19 protein-coding genes and 1 other annotated feature are annotated in these 18,846 nt (G+C 35.0%); of the genes, 6 read left to right on the top strand and 13 right to left on the bottom strand.

Going from position 1 to position 18,846, the window contains the following annotated elements; all coding sequences use genetic code 11:
- Nucleotides 1-20 precede the first annotated feature (20 nt).
- Complete coding sequence (locus tag R8749_RS02340) at nucleotides 21-959, bottom strand: sugar phosphate isomerase/epimerase family protein (protein WP_317697668.1); 939 nt, start codon at nucleotides 957-959, stop codon at nucleotides 21-23.
- A gap of 343 nt (nucleotides 960-1,302) precedes the next feature.
- On the opposite strand from R8749_RS02340, the gene rpe reads away from it, so the two are divergent.
- The 4 genes from rpe (at nucleotide 1,303) to R8749_RS02320 (ending at nucleotide 4,406) form a co-directional block, all read left to right on the top strand.
- Complete coding sequence (gene rpe, locus R8749_RS02335) at nucleotides 1,303-1,956, top strand: ribulose-phosphate 3-epimerase (RefSeq protein WP_317697666.1); 654 nt, start codon at nucleotides 1,303-1,305, stop codon at nucleotides 1,954-1,956.
- Complete coding sequence (gene rpiB / locus R8749_RS02330; protein WP_317697664.1) at nucleotides 1,956-2,453, top strand: ribose 5-phosphate isomerase B; 498 nt, start codon at nucleotides 1,956-1,958, stop codon at nucleotides 2,451-2,453. Before rpe ends, rpiB begins: the two co-directional genes overlap by 1 nt.
- A gap of 98 nt (nucleotides 2,454-2,551) precedes the next feature.
- Nucleotides 2,552-3,571: a LacI family DNA-binding transcriptional regulator gene (locus R8749_RS02325; protein ID WP_317697662.1), complete on the top strand. Its 1,020-nt coding sequence runs from the start codon at nucleotides 2,552-2,554 to the stop codon at nucleotides 3,569-3,571.
- Between the two features lie 22 nt (nucleotides 3,572-3,593).
- Nucleotides 3,594-4,406 carry an HAD family hydrolase gene (locus R8749_RS02320; RefSeq protein WP_317697659.1) on the top strand — a complete coding sequence of 271 codons (813 nt, stop codon included), beginning with the start codon at nucleotides 3,594-3,596 and terminating at the stop codon, nucleotides 4,404-4,406.
- A 142-nt stretch (nucleotides 4,407-4,548) separates the two neighbouring features.
- Here the strand turns inward: R8749_RS02320 and R8749_RS02315 are convergent, their stop codons facing one another.
- From R8749_RS02315 to R8749_RS02260, 12 genes are all read right to left on the bottom strand, one after another.
- Nucleotides 4,549-5,652 carry a glycerol dehydrogenase gene (locus R8749_RS02315; RefSeq protein ID WP_317697657.1) on the bottom strand — a complete coding sequence of 368 codons (1,104 nt, stop codon included), beginning with the start codon at nucleotides 5,650-5,652 and terminating at the stop codon, nucleotides 4,549-4,551.
- A gap of 207 nt (nucleotides 5,653-5,859) precedes the next feature.
- Nucleotides 5,860-6,297: a DUF6434 domain-containing protein gene (locus R8749_RS02310; protein ID WP_317697655.1), complete on the bottom strand. Its 438-nt coding sequence runs from the start codon at nucleotides 6,295-6,297 to the stop codon at nucleotides 5,860-5,862.
- A 21-nt stretch (nucleotides 6,298-6,318) separates the two neighbouring features.
- Nucleotides 6,319-8,982: a valine--tRNA ligase gene (locus R8749_RS02305; RefSeq protein WP_317697652.1), complete on the bottom strand. Its 2,664-nt coding sequence runs from the start codon at nucleotides 8,980-8,982 to the stop codon at nucleotides 6,319-6,321.
- A 39-nt stretch (nucleotides 8,983-9,021) separates the two neighbouring features.
- Nucleotides 9,022-9,226, bottom strand: a binding site (T-box leader).
- Between the two features lie 36 nt (nucleotides 9,227-9,262).
- Complete coding sequence (locus R8749_RS02300; protein WP_317697650.1) at nucleotides 9,263-9,502, bottom strand: hypothetical protein; 240 nt, start codon at nucleotides 9,500-9,502, stop codon at nucleotides 9,263-9,265.
- A gap of 35 nt (nucleotides 9,503-9,537) precedes the next feature.
- Entirely contained in the window at nucleotides 9,538-10,392 is an 855-nt protein-coding gene (citG, locus tag R8749_RS02295; RefSeq protein WP_317697647.1) for a triphosphoribosyl-dephospho-CoA synthase CitG, read from the bottom strand.
- Nucleotides 10,382-10,930 (bottom strand): citrate lyase holo-[acyl-carrier protein] synthase, encoded by a 549-nt coding sequence (gene citX / locus R8749_RS02290; protein WP_317697645.1) that lies wholly within the window; start codon nucleotides 10,928-10,930, stop codon nucleotides 10,382-10,384. The genes citG and citX overlap by 11 nt, the downstream gene beginning before the upstream one ends.
- Before the next feature lie 76 nt (nucleotides 10,931-11,006).
- A complete protein-coding gene (gene citF / locus R8749_RS02285; protein WP_425613207.1) occupies nucleotides 11,007-12,545 on the bottom strand; it encodes a citrate lyase subunit alpha in 1,539 nt (512 codons plus the stop codon).
- The gene (gene citE, locus R8749_RS02280; protein ID WP_317697641.1) at nucleotides 12,535-13,449 is read right to left on the bottom strand and encodes a citrate (pro-3S)-lyase subunit beta; all 915 of its coding nucleotides are present in this window, start codon (nucleotides 13,447-13,449) and stop codon (nucleotides 12,535-12,537) included. Before citE ends, citF begins: the two co-directional genes overlap by 11 nt.
- The gene (gene citD / locus R8749_RS02275; RefSeq protein WP_317697639.1) at nucleotides 13,449-13,742 is read right to left on the bottom strand and encodes a citrate lyase acyl carrier protein; all 294 of its coding nucleotides are present in this window, start codon (nucleotides 13,740-13,742) and stop codon (nucleotides 13,449-13,451) included. Before citD ends, citE begins: the two co-directional genes overlap by 1 nt.
- Nucleotides 13,732-14,775, bottom strand: coding sequence for a [citrate (pro-3S)-lyase] ligase (gene citC, locus R8749_RS02270; RefSeq protein WP_317697636.1), 1,044 nt, complete (start codon nucleotides 14,773-14,775; stop codon nucleotides 13,732-13,734). The genes citD and citC overlap by 11 nt, the downstream gene beginning before the upstream one ends.
- A gap of 4 nt (nucleotides 14,776-14,779) precedes the next feature.
- Nucleotides 14,780-15,751, bottom strand: coding sequence for an AEC family transporter (locus tag R8749_RS02265; protein WP_317697633.1), 972 nt, complete (start codon nucleotides 15,749-15,751; stop codon nucleotides 14,780-14,782).
- An 8-nt stretch (nucleotides 15,752-15,759) separates the two neighbouring features.
- Nucleotides 15,760-16,914 (bottom strand): NAD(P)-dependent malic enzyme, encoded by a 1,155-nt coding sequence (locus tag R8749_RS02260; RefSeq protein WP_317697631.1) that lies wholly within the window; start codon nucleotides 16,912-16,914, stop codon nucleotides 15,760-15,762.
- Nucleotides 16,915-17,064: 150 nt separating this feature from the next.
- On the opposite strand from R8749_RS02260, the gene R8749_RS02255 reads away from it, so the two are divergent.
- A complete protein-coding gene (locus tag R8749_RS02255) occupies nucleotides 17,065-18,018 on the top strand; it encodes a sugar-binding transcriptional regulator (RefSeq protein WP_317697629.1) in 954 nt (317 codons plus the stop codon).
- Nucleotides 18,019-18,097: 79 nt separating this feature from the next.
- Nucleotides 18,098-18,844, top strand: coding sequence for an alpha/beta fold hydrolase (locus tag R8749_RS02250; protein WP_317697626.1), 747 nt, complete (start codon nucleotides 18,098-18,100; stop codon nucleotides 18,842-18,844).
- Nucleotides 18,845-18,846: the final 2 nt, after the last annotated feature.

Here is an 18,846-nt window from a genome sequence, read left to right as displayed (position 1 = left end):
TTTAATTTTCTCCTACAAAATTATTTACATCCAAATAACAATTTATGAACTAATTCGTTAGCTTTAATTGCATCATTTTGGTCAATTATTTGTTGAATCTTCGCAACACCAGTTTCGGTAATTTTTTTATCAAACTCTTTAATTGTTTTAATATTTTGAACACATTCCTCTTCAGCATTTTCGATAACTGGGAAAGTATCAAAATATATCACATTGTCGTAATCGTTCTTTTTTAGGTAATATAAAAATTCAAAAGTTTTAACAGGAGTTGCTGTACCAATCATTAAGCCATCATCATTTAAACCGTAGCCATCATTTAAATGAACTCCAAACAATTGACCTCTTTTTCCGAAAATATCTGCAGCAAATGCTGGATTTTCATGTTTCATCAGCATATGACAATAATCAAGAGTAACCCCTAAGTTGGGACGATTTAATTCATCAAGCATCATCCCAGTTATTCCCATCCCATCAATAAACGCATAAGCTCTAGGTTGGAATGGTTTGTATTCAATGCTGATCTTAATATCGGGAGTTGCATAATCTGCAATATCAGCAAAAGACTTTTTCAATTGATTCCAAACTTTTTCATAATTAATTTGAAAACTATAATCAAAGCCATCATGAGCTAACCAAATAGTTACTACTTTTCCGTTTGCTTGCCGACAAAAATCGATTGCCCTCCTACAAAGATCAACTGCAGATTTGGCTATACTATCTTCAGCATTTCCCAATTCACCATTGATATAATCGTCTTTAAATCTAAGGGCTAACCCGTTTAACTTTAGATTATTTTCACTCAGCATTGTGCTTACATCCTCGGGCGAAAATTTCTCAATATGTTCTGGATAATTCAGATCAACATAATTAATCCCGATATGGTTCAATTTTTCAAAAACTGTATTTAAATCATTTTTACTTTGAGGTAAAAAAGAATTTATTCTGGTTGCTAATTTCATTTATATCTCCTTATAGTTAACGTTTCCAAAAACAGTTTATCACCATATTTTTTCATTTACAATCATTTATTATCGATTATTTTCATAAAATTCCATCGGATGCCTTTAGCTTAATAAAAAAACTTTTTAAAGTAATTGTTTTGAGAAAACGTTTGCTCAGATATAATGCTAGATATATATTTTTAAAAAGTCAAGCCCTTTCACAAAAATCGATAAAAGTCGCTATATTAGCAGATTAATTTATTAATTACCAAATGTATTGTATTTTATTTTTTTTAATTTATAATTCTATTAGGGAAAACGTTTGTTCAAATAACTTAAACAAACAGAGAGGTTTTTAAAATTGCACAAATTAATTTGTCCCTCCTTAATGGTTGCGGACTGGCAAAATATTGAAAAAGAAATTAAAGAGCTAAATGAAGCAGATATTGATATTTATCATTTAGATATTATGGACGGAAGTTTTGTACCTAATATGGCTCTAGGAGTTGAGGATGTCGAAGCAGTTCGAAAACTAACTACTAAGACAATTGACGTTCATCTGATGGTCCAAAATCCTCAAAATTTTATTGATTTATTTGCAGATTTAGGAGTTAACATAATTTATATTCATCCTGAAGCGGATCAAATACCAAGTCGAACACTTCAAACAATCAAAGAACGTGGCATACATCCTGGATTGGCAATTAATCCTGGAACTTCTATTAACAGTGTCCATGAATTACTACCTCTTGTAGATTATGTGTTAGTAATGACCGTTGATCCAGGATTTTCAGGCCAGCCATTTTTGGAATATACTATTCCTAAAATTAAAACTTTGGCTGAAATAAAAAGTAATTACCATTATCAGTTAATGGTTGATGGAGCTATTTCAGAAAATCGAATTGATGAACTTTCTTCCATTGGGGTAGAGGGATTTATTGTTGGATCATCAGCTCTTTTTAGAAAAAACGATAATTATAAAACGATTGTTAAACGTTTAAAAGGGGGATGTTAATGACTAAAATTGCATTTGGATCAGATCATGTTGGCTTTGAACTAAAACCAACAATTATAGATTATGTCAAAGAATTAGGTTATGAGATAGAGGATCTTGGGGCTTATTCTGACAAAAGAACTGATTATCCGATATATGGAAAAAAAGTTGGAGAAGCGGTATCTAGTGGCAATGCAGATTTAGGAATAGTTATTTGTGGAACTGGCGTTGGAATATCACTAGCCGCAAATAAAGTGCCAGGTATAAGGGCTGCTTGTGTAAGCGAGCCATACTCAGCTGAACTTTCTCGAAGACACAACAATAGCAATATTTTGGCTTTTGGTTCTCGAGTTGTCGGATCTGAATTAGCAAAAATGATTGTAAAATCTTGGCTAAATGCTAAGTACGAAGGCGGTCGACACCAAAGACGTATTGACGAATTAAATGCTGAAGATAGAAAGGACTCAAAACTATTTAACTCAATTGTTGAATCTGATAATCCTAAATATCAAGATTAACTAATTTAAATACTTCATGATAAAGTTTATTTATGTATAATTTAAATACTTGCTTTTTCATGAAGTATTTTATTTTGGTTGATTAGGGGTTCTAGCAGATGAATACACGAAAAGTTTCAATTAAAGATATTGCCAAAATTTGTGGTGTTTCAGTTTCAACAGTTTCAAGAGTCATTAACAACAACGGTCGTTTTTCTGAAGAAACTCGTCAACGGGTTGTTAAAGCTATTAAAAAATATAACTATAAAACTAATACTGCTGCTAAAACGCTACGAATGCAAAAATCAAATGCAATTGGAATCTTAGTTCCCGATTTAGCAAATTCTTTTTTCTCTAATTTAGTAGAAAATTTAGAAAAAAATTTCTTTATTAAAGGTTATTCAACAATGATCTGCGATACTGGTAGAGACAAGGATCGTGAGTTAACATACCTAAAAATGTTAGAAGCTAAGGTTGTTGATGGTTTAATAGTAATTTCTGGTTCTCGTAAATATAACCCAGACATTATTGATCCTAAAATACCAGTAATTTGTATCGATCGAAGTTCAGACAGTCCAAATGTAACTTATATAGGATCAAATCATGAACAAGGCGCCCGAATGGCAACTGCAAAACTAATTGAAGCAGGAACAACTCCTATTTTATTGTGTTCGTCTAATCAAAAAATCTCTTCTACTAAAGATCGAATTCGCGGTTATCAAATTGAAATGAAATCTCAACATTTATCAGATAATGATTGCAAAATAGTTGCCATTAAATCTCACAAAAGTAATATTGACCAACGGGGAATTGAAATTCGCAGCATTTTAAGAAATATGCTAAATGAACAAAATTTACCAATTGGAATTTTTGCTATTAGTGATACGATCGCTGCAGAGGTTACAGTTGCTGCCCACGAACTTGAGTTAAACATTCCAAGAGATTTAAAAGTTATTGGATTTGATGATGCACCAATTGCCAAATATTGTTATCCTCAACTAACTACCATCCGTCAAAACACTCAAGAAATAGTTGATAAAACAAGCACCCTTCTTCTACAAATGATCCAAGGAGATAATTCAATTCGACAAAATCGAGAAATAATTGACGTTGATTTAATTGAACGAGGAACGGTTTAAAATATATTTAAAGGAGCATTAAATGATTAAACCTAAACTTACACTTTGTGATATTGACGGGACATTGTTAAATAGTAAACACGAATTACTTCCTGAAGTTATTAAAGCAATCAGACAATATGAAAAATCAGAAGGAATTTTCTGCTTAGCCTCGGCACGTCCAGCTAAAGGAATGATTTTTCTAGCTGACAAAATTGGCTTAACTGTCCCATTGGCAACTTTAAATGGGGCCTATATTATTGATCCCAGCGAAAACAATAAAGTATTGTTTCAAAAGCCCATCCTTAAAGATTCAGTAAAACAAATTATTCAATTAATTAAAGCAAATCATTTAAATATAAGTATTAATTGTTACGCTGGCCTCAATTGGTATATAGAAAAGCCAAACGAATGGAGCAGCCAAGAATCTTTAATTATCAACTTTGAACCTGAAATTGCTGATCTTGATCAAACTTATAATCAAAAAGAAATTCATAAAATTCTATGCATGGGAAAGCCTGAAGAAATCTCAGAATTAAACACATTAATCGCTAAAAATCCTCAACTTCAAATTATCGCTGCCCGCTCTAAAACAACTTATCTTGAAATTACCGATCATGAAGTGTCAAAAGTTTCAGCTCTCAAACATTTAGCTAACTATTTTAAAATCTCTTTAGATAAAACAATGTCAATCGGTGACGGAGATAACGATCTAGAAATGATTAAAGCTGCCGGAACAGGAATTGCTTTAGCCAATGCCAGTAAAAAAGTTCTTCAAACAGCTGATTTTATTATTGACGATAACGATCATGCCGGTGTGGCTGATGCTCTACAAAAGCACACTTTTTCTCATTAAGTAAATACATAATAGAAGATGGAAAAGAATTTTACACAATTAGAATCTTAAACGGAAATTTTAATAAATAAAATTATTCCTAGATGTTAAGGCATGAGATTTTTAAATAGTAAATGTCGTATGGAGTGTTTTACTTATTATGTCAAACTTTCTCTTGATATTCACAGCTGTATTCATCAACCGTTTTAATTGCAGCAAAAACATCTTCTGGTTTAATGATCCCTGGCATCCGGCCCATCGTATCATTTTCGCTGCATGACAATGAAGCTGCCTTCATCAATTCTTCGTTAGAAACATCCTCAAGATGTAAATCAGCCAAAGTGGTGGGCAATCCCAACTCAAGATCGAATTTTAAGAATTTTTCAAATCGTTTTACGCTGCTCCCATTAAGAATTAACTCTACTAAAGTACCAAAAGCAACCTTTTGTCCATGTGATAATTTATGAACATCTCCTTTTAAAGCTGTAAAACTGTTATGGACGGCGTGAGCTGCAGCCAAACCTCCACTTTCAAATCCCAAACCGCTTAAAAGAGTATTTGCATCTACAACTCGTTCAAAAGATTCAGTTACTACATGTGCTTTATTTGCAGCAATTGCTAATTTTGCCGAGACAAAAAGTGTTTCTTCACAAGCTTGCCCAATTGCCCTTGCCGCAATTGTCTGTTGACCTAAAACCATATTATTACTTTGAGCCTGATAAATATCATTTAATTCAACATTAGTTGCTAAGGCATCAGCAATCCCCGAAATCAATAAACTTACTGGAGCTCCAACAATAACCCTGGTATCAACTAAAACAACCTCTGGATTACGATTGTAGTAACGATAATGATCCATCAGGCCATCTTCTTTATAAAGTACTGAAATCCGAGAACAAGGAGCATCAGTTGAAGCAGTAGTCGGAGCAATTATTAAAGTTGTATTTAAATTATCCGCAACTCCTTTGGCACAATCAATCGTCTTACCCCCGCCTAATCCAATAATTATCTCTGATTGTTTTTCTTTAGCAATCGCGGAAATTCGATTAATTTCATTAACTGATGATTCTCCACTAAATAAAACAATTTGTATTTCAAATCCATTGCCTGCTAAATAATCGCTAAATTTTTTTCCAATAATATTTAGAACATTATCATCAGCTAAGATTAGAATTCTTTTACCATATTTTTGAAAATACTGGGCACTTTTTAATAACATGCCAGATCCTTGAATATAAGTGCTTGGACTAGTAAATATTTTGGCCATTTTTATACCTCATCTTAATTCTAAGTAAAATTTAGCATCAAATTAACTATTTAACTATCCTTTTGACTTGATAGTTGGCCAATCAAGATAACTAATTTTACAATCTGACAACGTTTGTCAATAATCTTAAAAATTATTTTTACACACTTGTTCAGTAAAAAAAGCTCAAAAATTGAGCTTTTTAAAATTAATCCAGATATCTTCAAATTACTTATATATTTTGGTTGATTCTTGATCAAATAAAATTTGTTTGTACGCATCAATTGCTTCTTGATATGTTTTCCCGCTATTTGATCTCAGCCATTTCTTAAATTTAACATTAAAATGAAAATCGTCACCTAAATATTGCTTAAAAAATACCCGATGTTTCTCACTGAAACTAATATTTTTTTCAATCAGTGTGGAAAGTGTTAAATTGACGTTTGGTTGATAAATTGTTTTTTGACGTTTTGGTTTTTTTCTCAAACCCGTCTCCAAAAAATAAGCAACTCGATCTGTTAATTCTGTTTTACTGCCTTGCGTTGATAATTGATTTAACCGACAAAATTCGACCAATTCTTCTTTTAGATAATAAAATTTTAAAAAGATCATCGCATTCAGGTCGGGTCTTAACTCAGGCCTTGATTGTTTGGCTTTTTTATCCATTTTATTTAATCCTCTTTTGGATTATTGATTATCTGACAAATGATCCAAAGCAGCTAAACTTTCTTTTGAAGAATTAAGTTTAAAAGTATTATCTGTTACTTTCTGCTTTTCTTGTTCTACTAATTCAGCAGGTGCTTTTTGAATAAACTTTTCATTGGCTAATTTCTTTTTCGCCCGAAGAATTTCGCTTTCAAACTTTTTAATTTGATTTTCTAACTTCTTTTTCTCTACTTCAACATCTACTAAATCAGCTAAAGGAATATAAACTTTAGCATTGCTGATAATTCCAATTTTCGATAATTCCGGTGCCTCAACACTTGAATTAATTTCAATTTGTTTTGGATTAACTAACCGTTCAATATAGGAATTATTTTGTGTAAACATCTTTTGAAGAGCTTCATCATTAGTCTGAATCAAAATTTCGATTGGTTTAGACAGAGGAGCCCCTGCTTCAGCTCTAATCCCTCTTACCGAAGTAATAAGTTCAATCATTGAACTCATTTGTTTTTCAATTTCAGGATTTTGGAAATCGTCGTTAGGTTCAGGATATTTAGCAACTACTAACGATTCTCCCTCATGGGTTGGCATCGTCAGCCAAATTTTTTCTGAGACAAAAGGCATAAATGGATGGATTAATCTTAGAATTTGATCTAAAACATAAGCTAAAACTTGTTTGGTATGATGACTTTTTTCAACATCGTCCCCAGTTAGATCAGCTTTACTCAATTCAATGTACCAATCACAAAAGTCACTCCAAATAAAGTCGTAAATTGAGCGTCCTGCTTCACCAAAATTAAACTTATCTAGCTGATCTAAAACCTGACTAACTGTTGAGTTTAACCGCGAAAGAATCCAATTATCAGCCAAAGTTCTTTCTTCTTTAGACGGTAATTCAATCTTTGTAACGCCATCTAAATTCATAATTACAAAACGGCTGGCATTCCAAATTTTATTAATGAAATTCCACGATGCATCCATTTTCTTGTAATCAAAACGCATGTCTTGGCCTAATGTTGTTCCAGAGATTAAGAACCAACGTAAAGCATCTGCCCCATACTTGTCAATTACTTCCATTGGATCAATCCCATTACCCAACGACTTACTCATCTTACGACCTTGTTCGTCACGAATTAATCCGTGGAGCACAACATTTTTAAATGGTTTTTTACCAGTAAATTCTATTGACTGAAAAAGCATCCGGGCAACCCAGAAAGGAATGATGTCATAACCCGTTACTAAAGTATCAGTTGGAAAATATCTTTTATAATCAGGTGAATCAAGATCGGGCCATCCCATTGTACTAAACGGCCACAAAGCACTTGAAAACCAAGTATCTAAAACATCGGGATCTTGTTCCCAATTTTCGATGTCTTTTGGTGCTTCTTCTCCCACATAAACTTCACCAGTTTCTTTGTGGTACCATGCCGGAATTCTGTGCCCCCACCATAACTGCCGTGAGATCACCCAGTCATGAATATTTTCCATCCAATTAAGGTACTGATGTTCAAAACGCGCGGGCCAAAAAATACTTTTATCCTTACCTTTTTGAGCTTTAATTGCCTGTTCAGCTAAAGGCTTCATCTTAACAAACCATTGAGTTGATAAACGGGCTTCAACTTGGACCCCTGTTCGTTCGGAATGTCCTACCGCGTGAACAATTGGTTCAACTTTTAATAAATAACCTTCTTGATCAAGATCTTCAACCATTCTTTTGCGAGCTTCAAAACGATCGAGACCTTCATATTTTCCAGCGTTCTCGTTCATCGTGGCATCTTCGTTCATGGTATTAATTCTTTGTAAATTATGACGATTGCCCACTAAAAAGTCATTTGGATCATGCGCAGGAGTAATTTTAACCATTCCGGTTCCAAATTCTGGATCTACGTATTCATCAGCAATAATTGGAATTTCACGATTAGCAAGCGGCAGCAAAACTTTTTTCCCAACTAAATCTTGGTAACGGGAATCATTAGGATGAACAGCTACTGCCGTATCACCCATCATCGTCTCTGGCCGAGTTGTAGCAATTTCAATATAATCTTTGCCATCAAATGTTGTTCCATCAACAAAAGGATATTTAAGATAGTAAAATGCCCCCTTATCATCTTCATGAACAACTTCAATATCCGATAAAGCAGTGCGAGCTTGCGGATCCCAGTTAATAATGTACTCGCCGCGATAAATTAAGCCTTTGTTATACAAATCAACGAAAACTCTTTTTACTGCATCAGAAAGCCCTTGATCAAGAGTAAATCGTTCACGCGAGTAATCAAGTGATAAGCCAAGCTTTCCCCATTGTTCTTTGATCGTTGCCGAAAAATCATCTTTCCATTCCCAAACTTTTTCAACAAATTTCTCTCGCCCTAAATCATAACGTGAAACGCCTTCTTCTTTTAACTTAGCTTCAACCTTAGCCTGCGTTGCAATACCAGCATGATCCATCCCCGGAAGCCAAAGCGTATCGAACCCCTGCATTCTTTTTTGACGAATAATTATATCCTGTAAAGTTGTATCCCACGCATGGCCCAAATGCAGCTTACCAGTAACATTTGGCGGCGGAATTACGATTGAATATGGTTTTGCTTTTTGATCCCCGTTTGGTTTAAAAAGATCCTGTTCAAGCCATTTATTGTAACGTCCTTTTTCGACCTCGTTAGGATTATATTTCTTATCCATTTCTGTCATTTTTTTCTCCTTCGTTTATAAAAAAATCCCGTCCTAAACTAATAGGGCGAGATTTTCCGCGGTACCACCTAAATTGAGTTAATACTCCACTTATTAACCAATAACGAGGTTAACCGGCTTTACTTACTTGGTTTCAGCAAAACATCTCCCAAGCTACACAACAGAATTTTAAAGAGCTGCCTTCCACCAACCACAGCCTCGCTGAGCTTCAAATGTTTCTGTGCCTCTTGTTCACTGATTAAAAATTAATTTAACTCGTTACGCCATATCTGTCAACTTTTTACCAATGGTGTGGTCCTTTTGGCGGATAATTAGGATCTTTAACGTTCGGGTACGGTACAAAAATTAAATGACAAATTAAGCCAATTAACAAAGCACCCACCAAAAATGCCCACCAAGTAAAATATTTATTGCCTAAAAATAAATAAACAAATACCGCGTACATCACAAAAATGATCAACCATGTAATAAACTCTTTAACACTATAGTCTTTTTTTAGCCACGAAAAAAAAGTTTTCAAAGTCTTTAACCTCTCACCTTAACTTTATACCTATCTTACAGCCAATCAAAAACTAAAGCTAAATAAATTGTTAAAATCAACAAATCAGCACTGCCGCCTAAGCTTAAATTACGATCAGTAAAGGTTTGATCAAGTTCTTTTAAAAAAGATCTTCCTTCTTTTGTTTGACTTGCACCTAAAGAAAAATATTCATTAGCCTGAGCTTTAGCCCAACCAACAATTTTTTGGTCTCCTGCTCGTTTAATTAAATTACTATCACGAGTAATTGATACAATTTTCATCAAGGTATCAATTAAACGATCATTGCGATTATTATTTTTTTGATCTTTTAAAAAAGGTAGTGCTTCGTTAAAAACTATGGGAAAACCGGCTTCAGCTTCCCCTCTAATTCCTGTTAAACCATACTTAAGGTATTCTCTTTCACCGGCTGTTAATTCTTGCGGAGATTTTGCTTTAACTTTTGCAAAATCACGCTGAGTTAATCCTGTAAGCATTTCTTTGATCGTTTCAGAAATGACTTCCAATTCTAAATTATTTCTGTGGGTCAATACAAAGGACGCTGCTGTACTCATTACACCTAAAGAAAAAATTGCCCCTTTATGGGTGTTGACGCCATTAGTTGCCTTAAACATTGTTTTTTCTGCTTCAATTCCTAATAAACGTATTTGTTGAAAAAGTTCCGTCAGTGCGGTTCCCTCAAAGTTAGCTCCTAAAATTGTGATCTCATTAAAGTAAGATCTCAAAGAAACTGCACTCGCAGCAAAAGTAAAAACGTCCATATCCGGATGTGATCCATTAGTGACTGGATCTACTAAACCCGGCTTTGGATTAACCATAACTTCATCAATCATCGCCTGTTCAGCTAACTGAGCCAAATCTTTAATCTGCATAATTGAAATAACTCCGATCCATTTGGCTGATTTTTTCTTGCAGTTCTAAAACGCTATGTTTACGTGATCGTGCACATTCTTTAGCTGGACGACTGCAAATTAAACATTTTCGAGGTTCAAATCCTAGATCCCGCCTTGATAATGGAACTTCTTTTGTTTTTAAAGATAGTACATCAACATCAAATAAACGTCCTAAGGTAAAAGCATCTTCAAAACTAATCGCAATTTCTTTAGCCCTTTTTATTGGAATATCTGTAACCCAAAAAGCTTCTGGTCCTGTTTTTAGCTGCCAGATAATCTCATTTTTAATTAATTTATCCCCAATTAAACTTTTTAACTCTTTAATTCCTGTCAAAAAAATCTCTTCTAAATAATGATTATTTTTTATTGGACCGGGAATATTTAGTTTAGTCGCGATAATTGTTGCCGTCGGATCCTCTTTCATCAATAAATTTTGCTGTTCAACTCTCTTATCTTTATTTAAAAGAACTTCATTAATTTTGACTGGTGTGCCTTCGTTGAAAATTGTAAAAGCCACTAATTTGCCTCTCTAATTTTGTTATTTTGATTTTACCGCTAAAAAAAACAGAACCACTATCGTTCTGATTTTTTATTTATTCTTTCACTTGATTAATTACATCAATCAAAGTTCCATCACGATACTCAACTAGAGCCACTGGTCGATCAGAATATTCAATTGAATCTGCCTGACCAACTATTTTTTCGGCTTTTTCCTGTAATTCTTCAATCGTATAAACTGGAATGCCTGGAATTTTACCTAAAGCATCGATTAAATCTTTGCGGGCAGGATTAATCGCAATCCCATATTCAGTTGCTACTACATCAATCGATTCACCAGGTGTCGTAATTGAAGTCATTTTCGGCACAATTGTGGCTAATCTTCCACGAGTTAATGGTGCTGAAATAATCGTTAATTTAGCGGTTGCTGCATCTTGGTGTCCGCCAATTGCGCCGCGAATCACTCCGTCTGAACCACTTAAAACATTGACATTAAAATTGGTATCAACCTGCAGAGCGGAAAGAATACAAACATCTAGTTTAGCAACCATTGCGCCCTTATTATAAGGATCAGCATACCAGGAAGCATCAATTTCCTGCTGATCTTGATTCCCGTGCATTGAATCAGCTGCACCCTTGTCAAAATCCTGTACATCCATTACTTTTTTAACAAGTCCTTCTGCTAAAAGATCTGTCGTTGATTTTGTAATTCCACCTAATGCAAAAGATGCTTTAATCCCGTGATCTAACATGGATTGTCTTAAATAACGAGTTACAGCTAGGGCTGCTCCTCCAGAACCAGTCTGAAAAGAAAATCCTTCTTTAAAGTACGGAGAATGGGTAATAACTTCATTAATTATTTGAGCAATTTTTAATTCTTTTGGATCTTTAGTAAAACGGGTTGCTCCGGATCCAATTTTCTCAGGATCTCCAACTTGATCGACTTTTATAACATAATCGACCTGAGTTTGATTAATTGAAGCAGGGGTATTTGGATAATCAACAATATTATCTGTTAATAAAACTACCTTATCTGCATAACGAGCGTCCATTAAGGCATAACCCAATGAACCGAAAACAGCATCTCCAATCATTCCGTTAGCGTTACCCATTTCATCAGAATTAGGAACTCCTAGAAAGGCAACATCAATTTTAATCTTACCAGTTTCAATTGCTCTAGCTCTGCCGCCATGAGAACGAAAAATAACTGGATCTTTTAAAATTCCATGAGATACAGCATCTCCTAAACTCCCTCTCATCCCAGAACTAGTAATATGGCTTACTGTACCGGCCTTGATTGCTTTTACCACCATATCATTCATGACATTTGTCAGAGATGATGGAGCTAAGGTTAAATCTTTAATTCCCAGATCAATGATAATCTGCATAACCTTATTAAAAATTTTATCCCCTTCACGCAGGTGATGATGAAACGAGATTGTCATGCCATTTTTGACATTATTTTTAACAAGTTCTTCAATTGAGTCAACAATTTTACTTTGATCTGCAGATACTCTAACTTTTGGAGCAATTCTTTGACTTTCAGGATGTCCCAGCTCAGCACCGTCAAAAGACTTATAACCATACTTAGTTAATAATTCATCTGGTATTTCAACGCCTGCTTTATTCTTCAATGTAATTACCCTCCTCATCAATCAAATTTGAAGCTTTGGCTAACTTCATAACTCGCTGTGCACGTAAAACAACCGGACGATCGACCATTTGACCGTTCATTGCAATTACGCCGGAACCTTTTTCGTGAGCCTCATCAATTGCCGCAATTATTAATTGTGCATTCTCAATCTCAGCTGCAGTTGGTTCATAAACTTTATTGATGATTGGAATCTGACGAGGATTAATTACAGATTTTCCATCAAATCCTAATTGATGAATAAATTCTGTCTCCCGAATTAAACCTGCTTCATCATCTAGATTAGTGAATACTGTATCAAAAGCAGAAATTTCCGCAGCCCGAGCAGCATGTAAAATCACATTGCGTGCATATTCTAATTCCCGACCATCCGGGTAACGATGTGTTTTCATATCAGTCGTATAATCTTCTGCTGAAAGAGCTATCCCCATCATTCTTTTTGATGCTGCAGCAATTTCATTGGCATTAATTACTGCCTGCGCACTTTCAATTGCTGCCATTAATTTAGTCGATCCCACTTCTCGACCGAATTCTTTTTCGGCTGCTTCGGTATCTCTTTCAAGCTGATGAATCATTTCAGCAGTATCTGTTTTGGCTAAGCGAATTACATCAATCCCCGCTTTAACCATTGCCCGAACATCATCATGATAATAAGGCGTATCAAGACTATTAATTCGAACTACTTTTTCAGATTTACCATAATCAACTGTCTGCAGTGCTTCATAAACTAAACTGCGGGCAGCATCTTTTTCCTGCATTGAAACTGCATCTTCTAAATCAAACATAATCGAATCAGCGCCGTAAATCCCTGCGTCTTTTAACATTGCGGGATTATTGCCCGGCACAAACATCATTGTTCGGCGTAAACGTTCTTCTGTCTCTGCCATTAAAGCACCTCCCAAGCTGGTTCATCTTGTTGTAAAGCTCTTTGAGCTGCGGTAATTGTCCGCGCTTTTATAACACAATCTAAGGCTCCTTTATCGACAGCATTTACTTTTACATTATCGATTTGAAACTTCTTTAAAGTTTCCGTAATTACTTTTTTTATTTGATTCCCAAACTGACTTGCCACTGCTGAATCCAAATCAATTTGAATTCCACCATTTTCAGCTGGGCTTAACGTAATTTGAATATCTGAGGATTCGAGGGTGCCCGCCATCGCTATTTTTTTAATTTCCACGAATATTAGTTCCTTTCTTAATTCTTGCTAAAAGTTCACTTTCATGATCTTCAATAAATTGAGCTGTTGTTGACGGCAAAAAATCTTTTACTGAATCTAAATTATGTTTAGCAATTGCTTGTCTGACTGCTGTTGCATTAACAATTTTTTGATTCTTTTCTAATCGTTTGACGATTATTACTTCAATCGACGGCGGTAATTCTTGCTGTAAAACTTGATTATAGATGTTAGTTGTCCGCGAAAAAGGTTCATCTCCCAAATATCGTTTGGTGATATTTAGGATGGGTGCAACTTGATCACGAAATAATCGTGCATCAAGCGTCGTTTGATAGCGGATGATTTCATCTCCTGCTGGTAAGAAATACGAAGGAAAAGTTGCGTAGCTAACCATATAGCTGCCGCCAAAAAAAACACGCACATTTTTTAAATCTGCCAATCCTTCTTTAACCAGCTGCATTCGTTCGCTGCTTGAAAATAATGATCGATCAGCTGAAACCACAAAAACATTCACAACTGCGTTTTCTGATGCAGCTTGTTCTACCAAATAACGATGACCCAAAGTAAAAGGATTGGCATTCATGACAATTGATGCTGCTTGTTTTTGATCCTTTACTCCTGGTAAATTGGTCAAATACGTCTTAATATCCGGTGCTCCAGCCTCCAGCAAAACACCCAGCGAAGTTTTAGCTAATGTGTTAAAACCTACATAGTTAAAACTCTTCTCATACTGGGGTTTTGTAAAAACCATCATGTGAGTTTTTCCTTGCTGCATTAATTCATTTTGCAAGGCTGTAATTATTCGATTGAAATTAGCACCCGGCGGATCTCCTTCATCAACTGCAATAAATTTTAAAATATTATCACTAAGTGACCCGGTACCAATCAATTTTTCATTTTCATAAAGTCCCATCGTTAGATCAAGATTTTGAACCTCAGATTCTGAAAAATCATTTAATCCGTGTTCATTTAGAAACTTTATCCACAAATTTTTGATTCGCGGTATTTTTAAATACAGCTTCCTAACATCTGACATGTTTTTATCCCATAATTAGCATAATTACCGGCACGACAATGACAAACAATACTGACGCTGAAACAACTATGTTTGTCGCAAATTTTACATCTCCATGATAAGTATTGGCGAGAACCGGCAGAACTGCAAATGTTGGAGTCGCCGATTGAATGATTAAAGTTTTATAAAAAATCGGAACCATTTTAAGACCAACCTGAGCTCCAATAAAAATCAAAGCTGCCATAATAATTGGGGCCAAAACAAAACGTCCCAACAAAGTAACAATAACTGATTTATCAAATTTCATATTCTTCAAGCCAAAACTGCTCAGCATAATTCCAATATAAATTAAAGATAATGGAGTTACCAAGGCCCCAACTTTGGATAAAGTAGTTGTTACAAAGCTAACCAATAGATGCGACTTCATCCAAGGAATGAAGATGAAAGGAATTGCCACAATAAAGCCCCAAAGCGGTGCTGGTATTAAATGATGCCAGTCAAATTTAACTTTTTGTCCGTCAGTGCCGACAGTAGGATCATCACTGGCAATAATCCAAACTCCAACTGTCCAGAGCATAATTGTATTCACGATATAATAAACTAATAAATAAGGAACTGATATTTTACCGAAAAGTGCTTCGTTTAAAGGCATCCCGATAAAAACAGTATTAGCAAAATTCATTGCGGTAATCATTAAACCCCGACGGCCTTTTGGAATTTTCATAAATTTTACTAAAATCCAGCTGATAATTAAACCAATTGTAATGCTTATTATTGTATACAAAAGGCCAACTGACAGTTTAGATAATTGTTCTGGTTTAAAATGTTCCATCATTGACATAAAAATCGATGCGGGTAACGCAACCTGCATTATAATTTTCGATAACGATTTAGAAAATTTATCGTCAAACCATTTCTTTTGATTTGCAACATAACCGATTGCAATCATAATCATGATTGCTAAAACGCTCTGAATAGAAGTCCAAAATATTGCCATTTTTCCCCTCACTTCTTACTTAAATTCTTGCTATATTCTTCAACACATGCTGTAACAGCTTCTACAACCCCTTGATCAAATACGCCTGGTACTATTTTTTCAGGAGTTGGATTTTTAATTAAATTTGCCAAAGAACTTGCAATTTTTTCTTCTAATTCTAAGTTAACTGACTTTAATCCGCTTTTGATTAACCCTTTAAAAAGTCCTGGGAAAGCTAAGATATTATTAACTTGATTAGGATACTTGCTAGATCCGGTGGCAATTACTTTAGCTCCCGCTTCTTTTGCATCATTAGGATCAATTTCTGGAATTGGATTAGCTAATGCAAAAACGATCGGATTTTCTGCCATTGATTTCACTTGATCTTTACTTAAAACGTGAGCATCAGATAGACCGATAAAAGCATCTGCTCCTTTAATTACATCATCTAAAACTTCACCAGCTTGCGAGTCAACTTTACCTGCTAAATTTCTTTGATATTCGTTATAACGTTCATCAGAAGATTTAACGACTCCGTGGATATCAACTAATGATAAATGCTTAATTCCACTAGCTAAAAGAAGATTTGCCGTTGCGATTCCAGCTGCTCCAACGCCTGCTAAAACCACTTTCAAATCAGTTAATTTTTTGTTTACAACCTTAGCAGCATTAATCAAACCAGCTAATACTACAATCGCACTGCCCTCTTGATCGTCATGATAAACGGGAATTTCTAATTTTTCTTTTAAAGCTTCCTCAATTGCAAAACAGCGAGGTGCAGCAATATCTTCAAGATGAATTCCGGCAAAGCTCTTTTGAATATTTGTAATGACCTTTACAAAATCTTCAATTTCAACTTGATCAACAGCTAATGGAATCGCATCAACATTTGCTAAATCTTTATATAAGAGCGCTTTCCCTTCAACAATTGGTAATCCTCCTGCAGCTCCGATATTTCCTAATCCAAGAACGGCCGATCCATCAGTAACAACTGCTACCAGCTTACCGCTTGCCGTATACAAATTCTTTTTATCTGGATCTGCTTCAATTTCTTTAGCTAATTCAGCCACACCTGGTGTATATGCCTCTCCCAGTTCAGTGCGATTTTTGACTGATAACTCTGGATGAATTGATAAAACTCCCGTGTGTTCTCGATGTAATTTTTCTACTTCATCTTCTGCCATTCACAATCCCCTTAGAAAATAATTATTTTTACCCCCAGATTATGTCATAAATATTTTAAATTTGCAAATTGAAAGCGATATTTTTTAAATTTTAAAAAAGCGAAACATGGTAAAATAAAATTAATTAATCTTAATTTAGGAGGCGAAGACTTGGCAAACGAAGAACACCAAGATTTACTTATCGGAATTGCTCAAGGATTTTATTATTCTCGAAACTCAATAAGCGAATTGGCAAAAAAATATAATATCTCACGATATTACGTAGAGAAATATTTGGATGAGGCTACTAATTCTGGATTGGTAAACATCTCAATTAAAGCGCCTGTGGGGCGTCAGCGAACAATTGAACGTAAATTTAAGCAAGTCTTCCCACAATTAAACGTTACGGTCTTAAAAGACACTCTCAATCCTGCCGAAACTGCTTCTAACGTTTTTTTGTATGCCGCCCGTGATATTCAGCATTCAATTAAAGATCATCAAATCGTTGGTCTCTCTTGGGGTGAAACGATGTATGATTTAATTCAGCACTTTAATACAGATGATCGCCCAAGTATTACATTCACTCAGATTATGGGTGAAAACATGAAATATAATTCAAAAGCTGGATCTACCAGAATGGTTGAAATGGCCGCTAACCGTCTAGGCGCCCAATATAAAACAATTGTTGCACCTTTATATATTTTTGATCCAGAGACTCGTAAATTATTAGCTAGCGAACCGGCAATTGCCCCGACTCTCGCTTTAGGTTCAAAAATTGATTTGTCTATCTGCAGTGTTGGAACCATTGCCTCAATCGAGTCAATTCCTGTTTGGCAGCAAATGAGCGAAAAAATTATTCCTCCTGCGAAAAAGAAGGAGGTGGCTGGAATTCTTTATGGTCGCCCTTACGACTTGAACGGAAGATTTATTAATCTGGAAAATATTCCCGTCTTTAGCATTCCGCTTGAACAAATTCTAGCAATTCCCCGAAGGATCTCAGTTGTAACTAACAAATTTAAAACCGAAGCAACGCTTGGTGCAATTCGCGGAAACTTATTAAATACCCTTTATCTTAGCGAATCCGTCGCTAATAAGATCATTTCTAATGCCGATGAATTTAATTGAGAAATGAGGCATTTTTATTAAAATAGAAGTCGATTCACAAACTCAGCTAACTGTTATTAAATTGGGGGTGGGACAGCCCGTGGTATTTTGTAATGGATTTGGCGGATATCAAGAAATTTGGTCTGCCCAAAAACCTGCTTTAATCGGACATGGATATCAAATGATTACTTGGGATTACCCTGGTCAAGGAAGTTCAAGCGGAGACATTGCAGATAATCTCATTCAACTTGCTCAAAACCTAGCGCTGATTATTTTAAAACTAGATTTAAGAAATCCGATATTAATTGGTCATTCGATGGGCGCTTCAGTCATTTGGAATTACCTGCAGAATTTTGGCACAGATAATATTGCCGGGATTTTAACAATTGACCAAAGCCCTAAAATGATTAACACTCCTCATTGGAATTTTGGGCTTAATGGGGTTAGTAATGAAAATATTTCAGAAAAACTAACCACAAAATTTTCAGTTCATGAAACAATGCATGGATTAGTTCCAATAGTTTCAAATGAATTAGCCGATGCTAAAACTAAACATCCTTTTAATCGATCTGAAGCCCAAAAATTATTACTAAGTCACTTTAAGGCAGATTGGCGAAACACAATTGAAAGACTTATGATCCCAGTTCAATTAATTACCGCAAGGTCTAGTCCCTATTTTCCTAATGGGTATGGTGAATGGTTACAAAATCATAACCCGCAAATTAGAGAAACAATCATGGAAAATTGTGGGCATGACATTATGGCAGAAATTCCAAACCAATTTAATCGGTCAATGATTGATTTTTTAAAAATATGTATCAAAAAAAAGAGCTCTCCAAATTATTGAGG

The sequence above is a fragment of the Xylocopilactobacillus apis genome, assembly GCF_033095965.1.
In the GTDB taxonomy this organism is placed as follows: Bacteria; Bacillota; Bacilli; order Lactobacillales; family Lactobacillaceae; genus Xylocopilactobacillus; species Xylocopilactobacillus apis.
This window is presented reverse-complemented; position numbering and strand designations above follow the sequence as displayed.

What these genes read in the sequence shown, in the direction of transcription:
- R8749_RS02315 (WP_317697657.1), bottom strand. Translation starts at nt 5,652, where the DNA reads ATGGCCAAAATATTTACTAGTCCAAGCACTTATATTCAAGGATCTGGC.
- citC (WP_317697636.1), bottom strand. Translation starts at nt 14,775, where the DNA reads ATGTCAGATGTTAGGAAGCTGTATTTAAAAATACCGCGAATCAAAAAT.
- R8749_RS02340 (WP_317697668.1), bottom strand. Translation starts at nt 959, where the DNA reads ATGAAATTAGCAACCAGAATAAATTCTTTTTTACCTCAAAGTAAAAAT.
- R8749_RS02260 (WP_317697631.1), bottom strand. Translation starts at nt 16,914, where the DNA reads ATGGCAGAAGATGAAGTAGAAAAATTACATCGAGAACACACGGGAGTT.
- R8749_RS02310 (WP_317697655.1), bottom strand. Translation starts at nt 6,297, where the DNA reads ATGGATAAAAAAGCCAAACAATCAAGGCCTGAGTTAAGACCCGACCTG.
- R8749_RS02325 (WP_317697662.1), top strand. Translation starts at nt 2,552, where the DNA reads ATGAATACACGAAAAGTTTCAATTAAAGATATTGCCAAAATTTGTGGT.
- R8749_RS02265 (WP_317697633.1), bottom strand. Translation starts at nt 15,751, where the DNA reads ATGGCAATATTTTGGACTTCTATTCAGAGCGTTTTAGCAATCATGATT.
- rpiB (WP_317697664.1), top strand. Translation starts at nt 1,956, where the DNA reads ATGACTAAAATTGCATTTGGATCAGATCATGTTGGCTTTGAACTAAAA.
- citG (WP_317697647.1), bottom strand. Translation starts at nt 10,392, where the DNA reads ATGCAGATTAAAGATTTGGCTCAGTTAGCTGAACAGGCGATGATTGAT.
- R8749_RS02305 (WP_317697652.1), bottom strand. Translation starts at nt 8,982, where the DNA reads ATGACAGAAATGGATAAGAAATATAATCCTAACGAGGTCGAAAAAGGA.
- R8749_RS02320 (WP_317697659.1), top strand. Translation starts at nt 3,594, where the DNA reads ATGATTAAACCTAAACTTACACTTTGTGATATTGACGGGACATTGTTA.
- citE (WP_317697641.1), bottom strand. Translation starts at nt 13,449, where the DNA reads ATGGCAGAGACAGAAGAACGTTTACGCCGAACAATGATGTTTGTGCCG.